Below are 17,291 nucleotides of genomic sequence, written 5' to 3' on the forward strand. Positions count from 1 at the left end.
ATCAAAATTCTGCAATCTTTATTCTTAAATCAAAAAACTTTGTAACTTAGCTAATTCATTACTAAATATTAAAATGAACTTTACCAAAACAACCGAACAAGCTTCCAAATACCAACATTTAGAAAAAATGTCGGTCAATGAGTTATTGCAAAACATCAACAATGAAGACAAAACGGTTCCGTTAGCAGTAGAAAAGGCATTACCTCAAATAGAAAAATTGGTGACTCAGATTGTCGCCAAGATGAAACAAGGCGGAAGACTATTTTATATTGGAGCAGGAACATCGGGAAGATTAGGTGTTGTTGATGCTTCTGAATGTCCACCAACTTTTGGTGTTTCATTTGACACCGTAATTGGCTTAATTGCTGGTGGAGATGAAGCAATTCGTAGAGCAGTTGAAAATGCAGAAGACGACGCTGAACAAGCTTGGATTGATTTGGAATCGTGTTTAATTACAAATAAAGATGTTGTGGTAGGAATTGCTGCGTCAGGAACTACGCCATACGTTATTGGTGGTTTAGAAAAATGTAATAAAAATAACATTGTTACAGGTTGTATTACTTGTAATGAAGGAAGTCCGTTGTCTAAAGTTGCTGGATTTCCTATTGAAGTTGTAGTAGGCCCCGAATTTGTTACAGGAAGTAGCCGAATGAAAGCTGGAACAGCTCAAAAATTGGTGTTAAACATGCTTTCAACAGCAACTATGATTCAACTTGGAAAAGTAAAAGGCAACAAAATGGTCGACATGCAATTAAGCAACGATAAATTGGTCGACCGAGGAATTAAAATGATTATGGAAGAAATTCCGGTTACATATGAAATCGGAGGAATATTATTAAAAAAATACGGAAGCGTTAGAAATGCAATTTTAAATTATAAAACATAAAACCACAAAAACCTCTAAACTATGAAAGCATTAATTTTAACTTTTGGATTACTTTTTACAAGTTTACTTTTTTCACAAGAAATAACTACAGAAAACAAGAAATATTATGTAGATGGTATTCATGTTTACAAACATGAAATCAAAACAGTTTTAGCCGCTAACCCAGCTGCTTTAAACCTTTTCAATAAGGCCAAAAGAAAAGAAACTTGGGGCGGTGTTTTAATAGGAAGTGGAATTGCCTTATGTGTTGCTGATGCTGTTAAAGGTGCTGTTTCGAATGAAACATATCCCTCAGCAATGACTTATATTGGCGTTGGTCTTGTTGCTGTTTCTATACCTATTATGTCAGGTAAAAACAAAATGAGAACAAACAGCATTGAACTGTACAACAACGGATTAGAGCCTAAGGAAAAAACATTAGGTTATAATTTTAACATGAACTTTATTACCAATCAAAATGGAATAGGCTTAAATATTACATTTTAATGCCGACCAATAAAAAAATATTACTTAAAGGTGTTCAGTTTTTATCTGGAGCTTTACCTCTATTGTTCATGGGCCCAGTAGTAATAAACAGTTCATTTAAAAATAAAGAAAACCCACTATATCCTTTTATTTTAGGATTAGGCATCTTATTGTGTGCTACTGCCATTTTTTGCATGTTTAGAGGAATTAATTTAATAATGAAAAGTTTGTTTGATGGAGATAAATAAATATCTATTCGTTTTCATTCCATTTCTAATGACTTCTTGTTACGAACAAGAGCGAAATTGTAGTGATTTTAAAACTGGAACATTTGAATCGGAAATAATAATAGACGAGGTAAAACATACTTCAACTTTTGAGCGTAATGATTCCATTCAAATTGAAACATATAAAGGGGTTACGGATACATTTAATATTAGATGGATTAACGATTGTGAATACATAATAAAAAACAGTAATCCGAAAAATATGGCAGAAAAAAAATCGGTTTCAATGAAAATTTTAACCACAAAAGACAATACTTATTTTTTTGAGTACAACTATGTTGGCGACACCAATAAACACAAAGGAACTGTTACTAAACTTTAATAATTAAATTCACATAATTCATAATACTTTTAAACTAAATGGAAATTTTCTTAGACCCAAATGCTTGGATTGCCCTTTTAACATTAACCTTTTTAGAAATTGTTTTAGGTATAGATAATATTATATTTATTTCAATCGTAACTGGCAAACTACCTGAAGAAAAAAGGAAAAAAGCAACACAAATAGGTTTGTTCTTAGCTATGTTTATGCGTATTGCATTACTATTTGGTATAACCTTATTAATTGCAATGAAAGAGCCTTTTTTCTCTGTTGATTGGGGATTCTTTAGTGCAGACTTTACTGGACAAGCGATAATACTTTTAGTAGGTGGATTGTTTTTGATTTATAAAAGTACCAAAGAAATTCACGAGAAAGTAGATCATCCTGATGAAGAGGAAAATAAAATGAAAAAAAGAAGTACTTCAGCAACTTTTGGAAGTGTTTTAGTACAAATTTTAATGATTGATATTATATTTTCTGTAGATAGTATTTTAACCGCAGTTGGTATGACAAATGGTGTTGAAGGCGCATTAATTATTATGATTACAGCTGTTGTGATTTCTGTTGGAATTATGATGTTATTTGCTGTTCCTGTTGGAAATTTCGTAAATAAAAACCCATCTATACAAATACTTGGATTAGCTTTCTTAATCCTAATTGGATTTATGTTAATCACTGAAAGTATGCATTTATCAAATTCGCAACTTGTTGGACAAAGTGTAGGCGCAGTACCTAAAGGCTACTTGTATTTTGCAATTGCTTTCTCTCTTGCTGTGGAGTTTTTGAACATGAAGATGAGAAAAAAGAAATAAGAGATTCTAAATTAATTCATTTTATAAATAACAAAATCGGAAAAGGCAAAGCTCTTTTCCGATTTTGTTTATATACTATTGAAAGTTAAAACTAGTTCATATTTCGTACCTTTAAGAAATATGAAAACTAATGCACTAATATCATCCTTTTTAGTCATATTCTTATTTTCTTCTTGTAAAGGTCAAACAGAAAAAGAAAATACCAATACTTCACATCCTTTTACAAACAAATTAATAAACGAAAGCAGTCCATATTTACTCCAGCATGCTCACAATCCAGTGAATTGGTATCCTTGGGGAGAAAAAGCGCTGCAAAAGGCAAAATCTGAAAATAAATTAGTATTAATTAGTGTTGGTTACGCAGCTTGTCATTGGTGTCATGTTATGGAACACGAAAGTTTTGAAGATATTGATGTTGCCAATTATATGAACGAACATTTTGTTTGTATTAAAGTAGACAGAGAAGAACGACCAGATGTAGATCAAATTTATATGACTGCCGCTCAATTGATAAACGGGAGTGGTGGTTGGCCTTTAAATGCATTAGCGCTTCCAAATGGAAAACCATTCTTTGCAGGAACTTATTATCCAAAAGAAAACTGGTTAAAACTGCTAGCTTACTTTGTAAACATTAAAAACAAAAATCCAGAATCGTTAGAAGAACAAGCCCAAAAACTTACGGAAGGCATTAAAGGAACAGAAAACATAATATTTGTTGACCAAAAAACTATTGCTACCATTGAAGATTTGAATATTGTTTTCAAAAAATGGAAACCTAGTATTGATTTTAAAAAAGGTGGTAACAATAGATCACCAAAATTCCCAATGCCCTCCAACTGGGAATATTTAATGCAATATTATAATCTAACAAAAAATGAAGATGCTTTAAATGCTGTAACGGCAACTTTAGACAATATGGCTCTTGGTGGTATTTATGATCAAATTGGCGGTGGATTTTCTCGCTATTCAACAGATGTCAATTGGAAAGCACCTCATTTTGAAAAGATGCTATATGACAACGCACAATTAGTAAGTTTATACAGCCATGCACATCAATTAACTAAAAATCCATTATATAAGAAAACAGTAATTGAAACTTTAGATTTTATTGAAACCGAATTAACTTCTCCAGAAAACGCATTTTATTCTTCATTAGATGCCGATAGCGAGGGAGAAGAAGGAAAATATTACGTTTGGACGTATAACGAAATTAAGTCTGTCTTAGGTACTGAAACAAATATATTTGCCGATTATTATAACATTAGTAAATCTGGAAATTGGGAAAAAGGAAACAACATTCTTTTTAGAAAAGACGATGAGTCTAAAATTGCTTCAAAATATAATATATCAATTGAAGCGCTTCAAAATAAAATACAAAAGAGCAATTTTGTTTTACTAAATGAACGTTCAAAAAGAACAAAACCAAGATTAGATGACAAAATCATTACCGCTTGGAACAGTTTGATGATTTCAGGATATGTAGATGCTTATAGGGCTCTTGGCGATGAAAAATACTTAAATAAAGCACTTAAAAATGCTGAATTCATATCCAATAAAGTGATTACAAAAGACAATGAATTATATCGTAATTACAAAAATGAAAAAGCAACTATTCCTGCATTCTTAGACGATTACGCTTTTACCATTTCAGGTTTTATTGATTTGTATCAAGTAACATTTGATGAAAAATGGCTTTATAAAGCAAAAGACCTAAATGATTATGTACTAACTAATTTCTTTGACACAACGTCAGGAATGTTTTTTTATACCAATAAGAAACATTCAAATCTTATTGCTCGAAAAATGGAAATTTCAGATAATGTAATTCCATCTTCTAATTCTCAAATGGCAAAAAACTTGTATAAACTCGGTTTATTTTTCGACAATAAAGACTACGATACTAAAGCAAAACAAATGTTTACCAATGTTCAAAATGATGTAAATAATAACATTCGTTTTTATTCCAATTGGGGAAGTTTAGAAATTAGTTTGGTTCAAGAACCGTACGAAGTTGCCATTATGGGTAATGAATTTAAAAAAATTAGAAGTGAATTAGACCAAAATTATTTACCTAATGTGATTTTCCTTGGCGGAAAAAAAGAAGGAACACTTTCTTTATTGAAAGACAAATTAATTAAGGGTGAAACCATCATTTATGTTTGTCAAAACAAAGCCTGTAAATTGCCAACTAATGAAGTTAAAATAGCAATAAAACAAATTAAAAAATAAACTAAAAATCCCAAAATTGCAGGATTTTTCATATAAGTTAATTCTAATTAGTAATTAAAATTTAAACCTAAACCAATTCCCATGTCGCTATCATAATGAGTTGTGATTTAATTATTGTTTTTAAACTTCATTCATTGAATTCTAACTTCATTTAAAATGATTAATAAGCATACTCACTTCCTCCAAGAATTAATATAATTATTTTATGTATATCATTTAAAATCAAAAAACAATCAAACCAAAAACTTAATTTATTTTTATTTACATTTGTAAAGATGTTTAAGAAATCAGTATCTATATTATTTCTTGTTTTAGCTAGTTCTCTTTATTTAGGACATAGCTTGTTTCCTCATACTCATGTAGAGGAGCACCATCATAATGGAGAACATCACCATCATCACGATGAAGGTTCTGAAGAAAATACGTTGTCACATTTCTTTTGCCATTTTAATCATTCTTCTGAATTTTTTCCGAATAATCATTTAGAAGATGCTGTAAAAACCAATAAAAAAGTCACTAATTCAATTGTCTTAGTTCAAGATATTTCAGCTTTTACCAATTCTATTGGGTTTTATTTTAAAAAAGAGGTGATTCAAAATAAAGAATCGCATGTCTTTATTTCTCCCTATTTACATTCCTTGCAATTTCGTGGACCACCCACACTTTTTATCTAAACTATTCAATATTTGAATTACAAGACACTTATTGCCATTTCTAGGCTATAAGTCATTTTCATATATATTAATTTTTAAATCCAAAAAAATGAAAAAACTATTGCTTTCTATGGCAGTTGTAGCTATGCTTTTTACTGCATGTAATGGAAAAAAAACAGACGAACACGGACATGACCATACGAATGGAACTCATGAACACGCAGATGGTGAAACTCATGAGAATCATTCAGACGAAACTATAGACCAAGAAGAGTTTACAGTTACAAGTGATAGTATCGTTAAAGAGGACGTACACGGTCATGAACATGAAAACGGAGAAAAACACGAACATTAATCTTATGAGATGCCTATACATTTATTTTTATAGGCATCTCATTTTACTTTTATATATATGAAATCGCCAAAACAAAAAGTTTGCGAAAGCAAACACCATTTATTTAAAAGCGATACCATATGTTACCGCTAAAAATAAATTATAAACATATGAAAATAATAAAAAATATAACGCTTCTTGTTTTCCTTATGATAGGATTTACAAGTTGCAATAATAAGGAACAAGCTGATACTGCTTCTTCCCTTGAACCATTAGCCTATACACTTTATACAGAACATACTGAATTGTTTGTAGAGTTTAAACCTTTAATTGTTGGTAGCACTTCAAAGTTTGCTGCTCATTTCACTATTTTGGGTGAAAACTTTAAAGCTTTAACCGATGCAACAGTTACAGTAAGTTTGATTGTTGGAGTTAAAGGCATTAAAAATTCGGTTGCTGCTCCAAGTTCTCCTGGAATATTCCGATTGGCTCTAGCACCCAAAACTGCTGGAACAGGAACTTTAGTTTTTGATATTGTAACTAAAGACTATACAGACAAAATTACAATAGAAAATGTAGTGGTTTATCCTGATGAAAAAACAGCTTTATCCAAACAACCTGAACATGCAGAAAGTGGTGATATAGCTTATTCGAAAGAACAAGCATGGAAAGTTGAATTTGCCAATATGGCTATAACAAAACAAAATTTTAATGCTGTTATTAAAACAAGCGGTCAACTTCTTTCTGCACCTGGAGATGAAATGATAGTCACTGCAAAAGCAAGTGGTGTGGTTGTTTTTTCTGGTAAAAACACTATTGTTGGTTCTGCTGTAACTTCAGGGAATTCACTTTTTACTATTAGTGGTGCAGATATGACAGAAAGTAATATTGATGCTTCAGTTAAAGAGGCTAAATCCAATTATTTAAAAGCCAAAGCCGATTATGAACGTTCGAAACTATTAGTAGTAGATAAAATTGTTTCGGAAAGAGACCATCAACAAGTGAAATTACAATATGATAATGCTCAAACTGCTTATAATACAGTAGCAAAAAATTATACTACTAAAGGTCAGAATGTACTTTCTCCAATGTCTGGTTTTGTTAAAAATGTATTGGTAACAGAAGGACAATATGTGTCTTCTGGAACACCATTAGCTACTCTTTCAAAAAACAAGAATTTACTACTGCAAGCCAATGTATCTCAAAACAATTTTAGTAGTTTATCTAGTATTCGTTCTGCTAATTTTAAAACACCTCAAAATGATGTTGTTTACAATACAGCTGAATTAAACGGAAAAATTGTTTCTTATGGTAAGAGTGCTTCTGCTTCTACTCCTTTTATTCCAATAACTTTTGAAATTAACAATACAGGTGATTTTATACCTGGTTCAATAGTAGAAGTTTATTTAAAATCTACTGCTATACCTGATGCCTTACTAATTCCGACAACTTCCTTGATTGAAGAACAAGGATTGTTTTATGTTTATGTGCAAACAGGTGGTGAAAGTTTCCAAAAAAGAGAAGTAAAATTAGGTGCAAGCGATGGAATAAATGTGCAGGTTTTATCAGGTATAACTGAAGGTGAAAGAGTAGTTACAAAAGGTGGTTATCAAATTAAATTATCTAGTGCATCAGGTGCTTTACCTGCTCACGGACACGAACATTAATCTATAACTTATGCTAAATAAAATAATTAAATTTTCACTACACAATCGATTTTTTGTAGTGATAGCATCCGTTTTACTGTTGATTTTTGGTAGTGTTGTCGCTTCTAAAATGGAAGTGGATGTATTTCCTGATTTGACAGCTCCAACGGTTGTAATACTTACGGAGGCACATGGCATGGCTCCAGAAGAAGTAGAAAAACTTGTAACGTTTCCGTTAGAAACTTCGGTAAATGGTGCAACGAATGTAAGACGTGTTCGTTCTTCCTCATCTGCAGGTATTTCTATTGTGTGGGTAGAGTTTGAATGGAATACTGATATTTACAAAGCCCGACAAATTGTAAATGAAAAAATAATAGCAGTATCTGAAAAATTACCACAAGGAGTTGGAAATCCTACAATGGGACCACAATCTTCTATTATGGGAGAAATTATGTTGGTTAGTGTAACAGCAGATAGTACTTCTCAAATTGATTTAAGAACTATTGCTGATTGGACTATTCGACCACGATTATTAGCAACTGGTGGAGTTGCACAAGTAGTTGTTATTGGTGGAGAATTCAAACAATATCAAATATTGGCTTCTCCTCAAAAAATGAGTTACTATAATGTTTCTTTAAATGAATTATTAAAAGCCAGCGAGGAAGCGAATGGAAATTCGTCTGGTGGTTTTATGAATGAATACAATAACGAATATATTGTTAAAGGTATTGGTAGAACTAACGACATTAAAGAAATTGGAAAGTCTATCATAAAAATTCAAAATGGAAATCCTATTAAAATTGAAGATGTTGCTGAAATTAAAATTGGTGCTTCTTTAAAAATTGGAGACGGTTCTTTGAAAGGAGAACCTGCTGTAATTATGACGGTAATGAAGCAACCTTCAACCAATACCTTGGAACTTACTGAAACTATTGATACTTCTATTGCTGATATTCAAAAGAATTTACCAAAGGATGTACATATAAATACTAAAATTTTCCGTCAGGCCGATTTTATTAATGCATCTATTAGTAATATTCAGAAAACCTTATTAGAAGGAACCGCTTTTGTTATTATCATCTTGTTTTTGTTTTTGATGAATTGGAGAGCGACTTTTATATCCTTATTAGCTATTCCTATTTCGTTAATTGTTGCCATATTAACTTTAAAATGGCTTGGTTTTACCATCAATACGATGAGTTTAGGAGGTATGGCAATTGCTATAGGTGATTTAGTTGATGACGCCATAATTGATGTGGAAAACGTATTTAAGCGACTCAAAGAAAATGCGTTAAAACCAAAAGCAGCACAGAAAGATAAAATTACTGTAATTTTTGACGGTTCATTTGAAATAAGAAGTTCGGTAATTAACGCAACCTTTATTATCATTGTTGCCTTCTTGCCTTTATTCTTTTTATCTGGAATGGAAGGTAAATTGTTAGCACCACTTGGAATAGCTTTTATAGTTGCCTTATTTGCTTCGTTAATTGTTTCTATTACACTTACACCCGTTTTAGCAAGTTACTTATTAACTAGTGATGAAATGCTTTTAAAACAGCACAAGGAAAGTTGGTTGGTAGAACGTTTGCAAAAAGGATATTCTAATGCTTTGCAAAAAGTAATGGAAATGAAAAAAGTAGTGCTTATAAGTGCTGGTTGTTTATTTTTAGTTGCCTTATTTATTATGAGCCAACTGGGTAGAAGTTTTTTACCTGAATTTAATGAAGGTTCTTTAGTTATTAGTGCCGTTAGTTTACCAGGAATCTCTTTGGAAGAAAGTAATAAAATAGGAACGCAAGTGGAAAAAGCATTGCTATCCGTTCCTGAAATTAAAATTACAACCCGAAGAACAGGAAGAGCCGAACTGGATGAACATGCACAAGGTGTGAATGCTGCTGAAATAGACGCTCCATTTGTTTTAGAAGAAAGAGACCGAGAGGAATTTATGGCTGATGTTCGTGAAAAATTAGCTGGTGTTACTGGTGTTAATATAACTATTGGACAACCAATTGGACATAGAATTGACCACATGCTATCGGGTACGAGAGCGAATATAGCTATTAAGATTTTTGGTTCTGATTTGAATAAATTGTTTACGCTTTCTAACGAAATTAAAACTAAAATTCAGAATATAGAAGGATTAGTTGATTTGAGTGTGGAGCAACAAGTAGAAATTCCGCAAATTCAAATTAAGGCAAAACGTGATTTATTGAATCATTACGGTATTACCATTGGTCAGTTTAATGAATTTGTTGATGTTGCTTTTGCAGGAGAAAAAGTATCTGAAATATATGAAGGTAATAAAACGTTTGATTTAATTCTTCGATTTGATGATGCCAATAAAGGTAAAATGGAACATATTAAAAATGCTCTGATTGACACACATGATGGTAAAAAAGTTCCGTTGTATTATGTTGCAGATATTGTAAGTACATCTGGACCAAACACTATTAATCGTGAAAACGTGCAACGAAAAACAGTTGTTTCTGCTAATGTTTCAGGTCGTGACCAAAAAAGTGTGGTGGCTGATATTCAGAAAATCATTACTGACGAAGTACAATTACCAGAAGAATATCATATTGAATATGGTGGACAATTTGAAGCTGAAGCCGAAGCTTCCAAAACGTTGGTTTTAACTTCACTAATTTCGTTATTGGCTATATTCTTAATTCTGTACCAAGAATTTAAAAAAGTAAAAACTGCTTCTATTATTTTGTTAAATCTTCCTTTAGCCTTAATTGGTGGTGTGTTTAGTATTTATTTTACCAGTGGTATTTTGAGTATTCCTGCTATTATAGGTTTCATTACACTTTTTGGAGTTGCTACACGAAACGGAATTCTATTGGTATCGCATTATGAAACATTGGAAAAAGAAGGATTAGCACTTTATGAAACCGTAATTCAGGGTTCAAAAGATAGATTAAGTCCTATTTTAATGACTGCTTTAACGGCAGGATTGGCTTTAATACCGTTAGCAATAGCAAGTGATATGCCAGGTAATGAAATACAAAGTCCGATGGCAAAAGTTATTTTAGGAGGTTTATTTACTTCTACATTATTGAACATTTTTATTGTTCCTGTAGTCTATTATTTGTCTAATCGTAAAAAAGCAACAAATGAAATATAACATACTACTTGGTTTTGTCCTTTTATCGTTTGGTACCATTACTGCTCAATCTACTATTGATAAAGCATTAAGCGAGATTGCCAAAAATAACAAGACCATACAAGCAAATACTAACTATTGGAATGCACAGAAAGTCCAATATAAAACCGGAAATTCTTTGTATAACCCAACGGTTGAGTATGACTATTTGAAAGGTACTCCTGCAAATGCAGGAAATCAAACGGATATTGTTATTGCACAATCTTTTGATTTTCCAACGGTTTATGGAAAGAAAAATCAATTGGCAACAGCACGAACTACACAAGCTGATTTAGAATTAAAAGCAGCTAATCAAGATTTGTTGTTAGAAGCTAAAAAAGTTTGTATTGAATTGGTTTACCGAAACAAATTGCAACTTCCCTTAACTAAAAGAAAAGAAGCTACTGAAAAATGGTTGGCTCATTTTAAAAAGAAATTGGAAATTGGTGACGGTACTATTTTAGATGTTAACAAAGCCGAAATTCAGTTGCTTGAAATTAAAAAACAGTTTCAAGACAATGCTTCTGCTATTGCTAAACTTAATGAACAATTGACGAGTTTGAATGGTGGCAATGCACTTGTTATTACTGATGTTGCTTATTTTGATGTTCCTGTTATTTCAGATTTTGAAACCTTAGAAAAGGAAATTGAAACACAAGATTATATCCGAAAAACGTTAGAGCAAGAAAAGATTATTGCTCAAAAGCAAATTGATGTAAGTAAAGCTATGGCTTTGCCAAAAATGGAAGTTGGGTATCATTATCAAGGTATTTTGGGACAAACATATAATGGAATTCATACTGGTATTTCGTTGCCCCTTTGGGAAAGTAAAAACACTGTAAAGCTTCAAAAGGCTAAAATGACTTTTGCTGAAAGTGCTTTAACAGACCATACTAACGAACATTATTATGAAAACAAGCAATTGTATGGTCGCTATGAAAGTTTGAAAAGTATTTTGGAAGATTATCAAAAAATAAATCAGTCTGTTGCTCCTATACCACTTTTGGATAAAGCTTTAGCAGCTGGTCAAATTTCTGTTTTGGAATACTTTGTGGAATTGAACTATTATAATAACTCTTATAATTCTTTTCTTGAAATTGAAAAGGAATACTATGAGGTTGTAGCTACTTTGCTGAAGTATCAGTTGTAAGTTTTTTAAAATATTTCAAAAAGACAAAAAAATAATGGGGTTTTAAAACCCCATTATTTTTTTACTTATGCAATTTTGAGGCGGTAGCATTTTGGTCTAGTAATTAAAATTTAAACCTAAACCTATTCCCATATCGCTATCATAATGCGTGGTAATTCCCATATTTTTACCCACAATATATTTAAAACCTGTCATATATTCTTTGTCGGTATTTACCATAAAAGCCATTCGCAATCGCTTTGAAACTGGAATATCTTCACGCATCAATTGCATTCTTACATTTCCATCATGAAAAACTTCAGCTTGAAAAATTAGCAACAAAGGTAAGGTGTAATTAAAACCTATACTGGCTTGCAGCCTTTTATCTTTTGTACTGGATTGTCCAAAAATATTTTCTTCAATTTCACCCATATCTAATTTTCGATAACGGGCATCAAAACCAATAAAAGGCATAAACCATTGATTTCTTCCAATGTATCTTCCAATGTGAGTTTCTGATTCATAACCATGGTGGTCGCTGTAACCTAATCTCCATTCAGTTTCGAAACTCCATCGTGTGTTTTGAAACATTGCCTTCCCATCATTTCCATTGGTAGCAAAATCATTTTCAGCCATAAAATGAAACTGATTACTTTCTGCTTGTAGCTTTTTATATGCTTTTGCTTTATTAGGCAAATATGGATTAGGTTGTTGGTCTTCATAACTAAAAACTCGATTCATACCTGCCATCATGTGGTACAAAATGTGACAATGAAAAAACCAATCTCCTTCTATATTAGCCTCAAATTCGATCACATCGGTTTCCATTGGCATAATATCCAATACATTTTTTAAAGGCGCATATTCACCTTTACCATTTAAAACTCTAAAATCATGACCGTGTAAATGCATTGGGTGACGCATCATGGAGTTATTGTATAACGTAATGCGAACAATTTCGCCTTTTTTAATCAGAATTTTATCTGTTTCTGAAAGGACTACATTATCCATACTCCAAACATAGCGGTTCATATTTCCGGTTAATTCAAATCGCAATTCACGAACAGGTGCATCTTTTGATAAAGTTGTTTTATTTGGTGATTTTAACATCGAATAATTTAAAGTCACTATATCTTTTAGATTTTCATCTTTCTTAATTTTCATAACACTTCCAGAAATTTCAGGATACATTACTGCATTCATATCCATTTTTTGAAGTGACATATCCATTCCCATATCGTTCATAGTTCCGTCCATGTTCATCATGTCGTTCATCATTTTCATTCCTTCAAAATACTTCAATTTCGGCATTGGGCTAATCAACTGTTTAATTCCAGCTCCAATATAAATAGAAGTCGATTTCGTTCTGTCTTCTGGAGTGACTAGAAATTCATAAGAAGTATTTTCAGCCGGAATAGTAACCACTACATCATATGTTTCCGAAACACCAATAATTAATCGGTCAACTTCTATTGGTTTTACATCATTTCCATCATTAGCAACAACTGTCATTTTTCCTCCAGCATACTTTAACCAAAAATAAGAAGATGCTCCACCGTTTGAAATTCGCAATCGTATTTTATCTAAAGCTTTAAATTGGGAAAGTTGACTTTCATTTTGTCCGTTGATTAGGAATTTATCATAATAGACATCACTTACATCCATAGCCAACATACGTTTCCATTCGTTGGTTAATTTGGTTTTAAAATGACCTTCTCTAATGGCTTCCGCGTAACTTTGTGTGGTTCCTTTTTTAATAGCAAACCAATCGGAAGCATTGTGCAACATTCTATGTACGTTTTCTGGCTTATAATCCGTCCATTCGCTTAAAATAATGGGTATTTGTGGAATATCATCGATTCCTTTTCTGAATGTTTTATCACTTTCCTTCTTTTTTAAAACTAACGAGCCATACATTCCTATTTGTTCTTGTAAACCACTATGACTATGATACCAATGCGTACCAGACTGAATGATTGGAAAACGATACACATGTTCTGTTCCTGGTTCGATTGGCATTTGTGTAAGATATGGAACGCCATCTTCTTTATTGGGTAAATACAATCCGTGCCAGTGCAACGAAGTGCCTTCTTTTAAATGATTGTACACGTGAATTTCGGCAACATCACCTTCGGTAAAAGTCAACGTTGGCATCGGAATTTGTCCGTTTACAGCAATCGCTCTTTTTTCTTTTCCCGAAAAATTGACAATTGAATCACGAATGTGCAAATCGTATCGTACTACTTTTTGGGCAAAAGTTGTACCGGCTAAAATTAACGTAAATAATATATATAATTTTTTCATTTTAAATTTTTATGGTTCGTAATCGTAGTGCATTTGCAATTACGGAAACCGAACTAAAACTCATTGCTAAAGCTGCAATCATTGGAGATAATAAAATTCCGAAAACTGGAAATAAAACCCCTGCTGCAACTGGTATTCCAATTGTATTGTAGATGAATGCAAAAAATAGATTTTGTTTGATATTTTTCATCACAGCATGACTCAAATTCTTCGCTTTTACAATTCCTTGTAAATCTCCTTTTACTAATGTTATTTTGGCACTTTCAATGGCTACATCGGTTCCAGTTCCCATAGCAATACCAATATCAGATTGTGCTAAAGCAGGAGCATCATTTATACCATCACCAGCCATAGCAACAATTTTACCTTGTACTTGTAATGTTTTAATATATTCTAATTTGTCTTGTGGTAAACAACTCGCTTTAAAATCAGTTAGTCCTAGGGTAGAAGCTACAGATTTTGCAGTATTTTCATTATCGCCAGTTAGCATGATGACTTGTACTCCTTGACGTTTTAATTCATTAATTGCGTCTAAACTTGATTTCTTAATTGCATCCGTAATTGTAATATAACCAATAACTTTTTTATCAATAGCAATATAAGAAACGGTTTTCCCTTGTTTTTGTTCTGCAATTACTTCTTGTTCTATAATTGAAAAATCTTGAATTCCTTCTTGCTCTAATAATTTTTTGTTTCCTAAACTGATTTTTACATTTTCTATAAATCCTATAACACCTTTTCCTGTTACAGAATCAAAGTTTTCTACTTTAAAAAAAGAGACCTCTTTTGATTTGGCAAAAGTAACTACAGCTGTTGCTAATGGATGTTCACTATTTTGGTTTAATGATGCTATTTTTCCTAATACTTCTTTTTCATCTCCCTCTTTTACTATGATTTTTTCAACTGAAGGTTTTCCTTCAGTTAGTGTTCCTGTTTTATCAGTAATTAAAACATCAATTTTATCCATTTTCTCTAGGACTTCCGCATTCTTAATTAACACACCAGATTGCGCTCCTTTACCTACTCCAACCATTACTGACATTGGCGTAGCTAAACCTAAAGCACACGGACAAGCAATAATTAAAACCGCAATAGCATTTACAAAAGCGTAGACTAATTTTGGATCTGGTCCAAATTGCCACCAAACGATAAAAGTGACAACCGAAATTAATACTACAATTGGTACAAAATATTTTGAAATTTTATCTACTAAATTTTGAATAGGCGCTCTTGATCGACTAGCATCAGAAACCATTTGAACGATTTGAGACAATAAAGTTTCAGAACCTACTTTCTCAGCTAACATTAAAAATGATTTAGTTCCGTTTATGGTTCCAGAACTTACTTCATCATCTTTCTTTTTATCAACAGGAATTGGCTCTCCAGAAATCATAGATTCATCAATAGTGCTGCTTCCTTCCACTATTATTCCATCTACAGGAATTTTTTCACCTGGTTTAACACGAATAATATCTCCTTTTTGAATATCGTGAATGGAAACAACAGTTTCTTCTCCATCTTTAACTAAAGTAGCTTCCGTTGGTGCTAATTTTAGTAATTCTTTGATTGCTCCACTTGTTCTGCTGTGCGCTTTTGCTTCTAATAATTGTCCTAATAAAACCAAAGTTAAAACAACTGCCGTTGCTTCAAAATACAAATGAACGGTTCCACTTTCTGTTTTAAATTCGGATGGAAATACAGATGGAAATAACATTGCAACAATACTAAAAACAAATGCTACTCCAGTTCCAATACCTATTAGCGTAAACATGTTTAAATTCCAGTTCACTATAGATTTCCAAGCTCTTTCAAAAAACATCCAACAAGCATAAAAAACTATTGGAATGGTTAAAAAGAATTGCACCCAATTCCATTTTTCTAAATCCATTAATTTGTATAATGGATTATTTGGAATCATATCCGACATGGTAATAATAAAAACTGGAATACTAAAAAGCATCGCAATTTTCATTTTATACCATAACTTTTGATAGGTTTTATCTTCTTCCGAATCTGTTGGTTCCATTGGCACTAAATCCATTCCACATTTTGGGCAACTTCCAGGTGTATCACGAATAATTTCAGGATGCATTGGGCAAGTGAACTGTGTATTTTGAACTAATGTTGGTTCTTTAACTAAATCCATTCCGCAAACAGGACAATCTCCAGCTTTATCATATACTTTGTCTCCTTCACAATGCATGGGACAATAGTATTTTCCTGCAGGATGGTTTTGTTTTTGATGATTAGAATTATGAGATTTATTTTCTGTTGAACAACAACTTGATTTTTCTTCTACTTTTGGATTAGCATTAGGCAATGAAATTTGGTATTTACTGTCTTTTCCTCCTAATGCTTTTTGGAAAACTGACAACTCTACATGTTTTGACATGGTAATTGTGCCCAATTTATCTTCTTTTGAAACCACAACATTTGTAACATATTCTACTTTGAACAAATCGGCTTTTACTTTGGCTTCACAACCCGAACAGGTCATTCCTTTTATGTGATATATGTGTTTCATAAATTATTTAATATAAATTGAACTCTTTCTTCTGGTTTTAAAACTGGTACGTGTAGTACAGGAAAAGCAAGGTTTTCATAAACTTCTGTTATAAGATTATGGATTTTTATTTGGTCATTCATACTTTCTATTCGTGCATAATCCTTTATCAAAGGTAGTTTATCTAGAATAAATATTTTTTTATAATTTACATTTTGCAACGCCTCTTTTAGAATTTTATCTACTTCCAAATTCAAAAAACGATAATATGCCAAGGCATCTGGAATGGCTCTATCCAGAAAAACAACGTCTTCAGGTTTTATTGAAGCTTCTTGTTCAATTTGCATGTCTAAAACACCTAATTGAAATTTTCTTTTGTTGTTTCTCATTTCTTCTACAGTTTCATCAACTTCTCGCATGGTATCTATATAATGTCTGGCGTGTTCTATCGTGGTTTTGTAACCTTTTGCGTGAAGCATATTTATTGTGGTAGTCTTGCCTGAACTTGGACCACCTGTTATAACATACCAATTGGTACTGTTTGTTTTATTTGTTTCTTTCAATTTTTTCGCATTT

14 protein-coding genes are annotated in these 17,291 nt (G+C 32.0%); 11 read left to right on the forward strand and 3 right to left on the reverse strand.

Annotated features, from left to right (window positions below):
• Positions 1 to 73: 73 nt before the first annotated feature.
• The 11 genes from murQ (at position 74) to UXY25_RS05695 (ending at position 11,929) form a co-directional block, all read left to right on the forward strand.
• Complete coding sequence (murQ, locus tag UXY25_RS05645) at positions 74 to 886, forward strand: N-acetylmuramic acid 6-phosphate etherase (RefSeq protein WP_320815032.1); 813 nt, start codon at positions 74 to 76, stop codon at positions 884 to 886.
• 21 nt (positions 887 to 907) lie between these two features.
• A complete protein-coding gene (locus UXY25_RS05650) occupies positions 908 to 1,372 on the forward strand; it encodes a hypothetical protein (RefSeq protein ID WP_320815033.1) in 465 nt (154 codons plus the stop codon).
• Positions 1,372 to 1,599, forward strand: coding sequence for a DUF6095 family protein (locus UXY25_RS05655; RefSeq protein ID WP_320815034.1), 228 nt, complete (start codon positions 1,372 to 1,374; stop codon positions 1,597 to 1,599). The genes UXY25_RS05650 and UXY25_RS05655 overlap by 1 nt, the downstream gene beginning before the upstream one ends.
• Positions 1,586 to 1,960, forward strand: a complete 375-nt coding sequence (locus UXY25_RS05660; RefSeq protein WP_320815035.1) for a DNA topoisomerase IV — start codon at positions 1,586 to 1,588, stop codon at positions 1,958 to 1,960. The genes UXY25_RS05655 and UXY25_RS05660 overlap by 14 nt, the downstream gene beginning before the upstream one ends.
• A 38-nt stretch (positions 1,961 to 1,998) precedes the next feature.
• Positions 1,999 to 2,772 carry a TerC family protein gene (locus UXY25_RS05665; RefSeq protein ID WP_320815036.1) on the forward strand — a complete coding sequence of 258 codons (774 nt, stop codon included), beginning with the start codon at positions 1,999 to 2,001 and terminating at the stop codon, positions 2,770 to 2,772.
• A 120-nt stretch (positions 2,773 to 2,892) separates the two neighbouring features.
• A complete protein-coding gene (locus UXY25_RS05670; RefSeq protein WP_320815037.1) occupies positions 2,893 to 5,001 on the forward strand; it encodes a thioredoxin domain-containing protein in 2,109 nt (702 codons plus the stop codon).
• A 275-nt stretch (positions 5,002 to 5,276) separates the two neighbouring features.
• Positions 5,277 to 5,675, forward strand: a complete 399-nt coding sequence (locus tag UXY25_RS05675) for a hypothetical protein (RefSeq protein ID WP_320815038.1) — start codon at positions 5,277 to 5,279, stop codon at positions 5,673 to 5,675.
• Positions 5,676 to 5,763: 88 nt separating this feature from the next.
• Entirely contained in the window at positions 5,764 to 6,009 is a 246-nt protein-coding gene (locus UXY25_RS05680; RefSeq protein WP_320815039.1) for a hypothetical protein, read from the forward strand.
• 149 nt (positions 6,010 to 6,158) lie between these two features.
• Entirely contained in the window at positions 6,159 to 7,655 is a 1,497-nt protein-coding gene (locus UXY25_RS05685) for an efflux RND transporter periplasmic adaptor subunit (RefSeq protein ID WP_320815040.1), read from the forward strand.
• Positions 7,656 to 7,665: 10 nt separating this feature from the next.
• Complete coding sequence (locus tag UXY25_RS05690; RefSeq protein ID WP_320815041.1) at positions 7,666 to 10,761, forward strand: efflux RND transporter permease subunit; 3,096 nt, start codon at positions 7,666 to 7,668, stop codon at positions 10,759 to 10,761.
• Positions 10,751 to 11,929, forward strand: coding sequence for a TolC family protein (locus UXY25_RS05695; protein ID WP_320815042.1), 1,179 nt, complete (start codon positions 10,751 to 10,753; stop codon positions 11,927 to 11,929). Before UXY25_RS05690 ends, UXY25_RS05695 begins: the two co-directional genes overlap by 11 nt.
• Positions 11,930 to 12,025: 96 nt before the next feature.
• On the opposite strand, the gene UXY25_RS05700 is transcribed toward UXY25_RS05695, so the two are convergent.
• From UXY25_RS05700 to UXY25_RS05710, 3 genes are read right to left on the reverse strand one after another with little or no spacing between them, the layout of a single operon-like run.
• Positions 12,026 to 14,212 carry a multicopper oxidase family protein gene (locus UXY25_RS05700; protein WP_320815043.1) on the reverse strand — a complete coding sequence of 729 codons (2,187 nt, stop codon included), beginning with the start codon at positions 14,210 to 14,212 and terminating at the stop codon, positions 12,026 to 12,028.
• A 1-nt stretch (position 14,213) separates the two neighbouring features.
• Complete coding sequence (locus UXY25_RS05705; RefSeq protein ID WP_320815044.1) at positions 14,214 to 16,736, reverse strand: heavy metal translocating P-type ATPase; 2,523 nt, start codon at positions 16,734 to 16,736, stop codon at positions 14,214 to 14,216.
• Positions 16,733 to 17,278, reverse strand: a complete 546-nt coding sequence (locus UXY25_RS05710) for an ATP-binding protein (RefSeq protein ID WP_320815045.1) — start codon at positions 17,276 to 17,278, stop codon at positions 16,733 to 16,735. Before UXY25_RS05710 ends, UXY25_RS05705 begins: the two co-directional genes overlap by 4 nt.
• Positions 17,279 to 17,291: the final 13 nt, after the last annotated feature.

The sequence above is a fragment of the Flavobacterium sp. genome, assembly GCF_034111225.1.
Taxonomy (GTDB): domain Bacteria; phylum Bacteroidota; class Bacteroidia; order Flavobacteriales; family Flavobacteriaceae; genus Flavobacterium.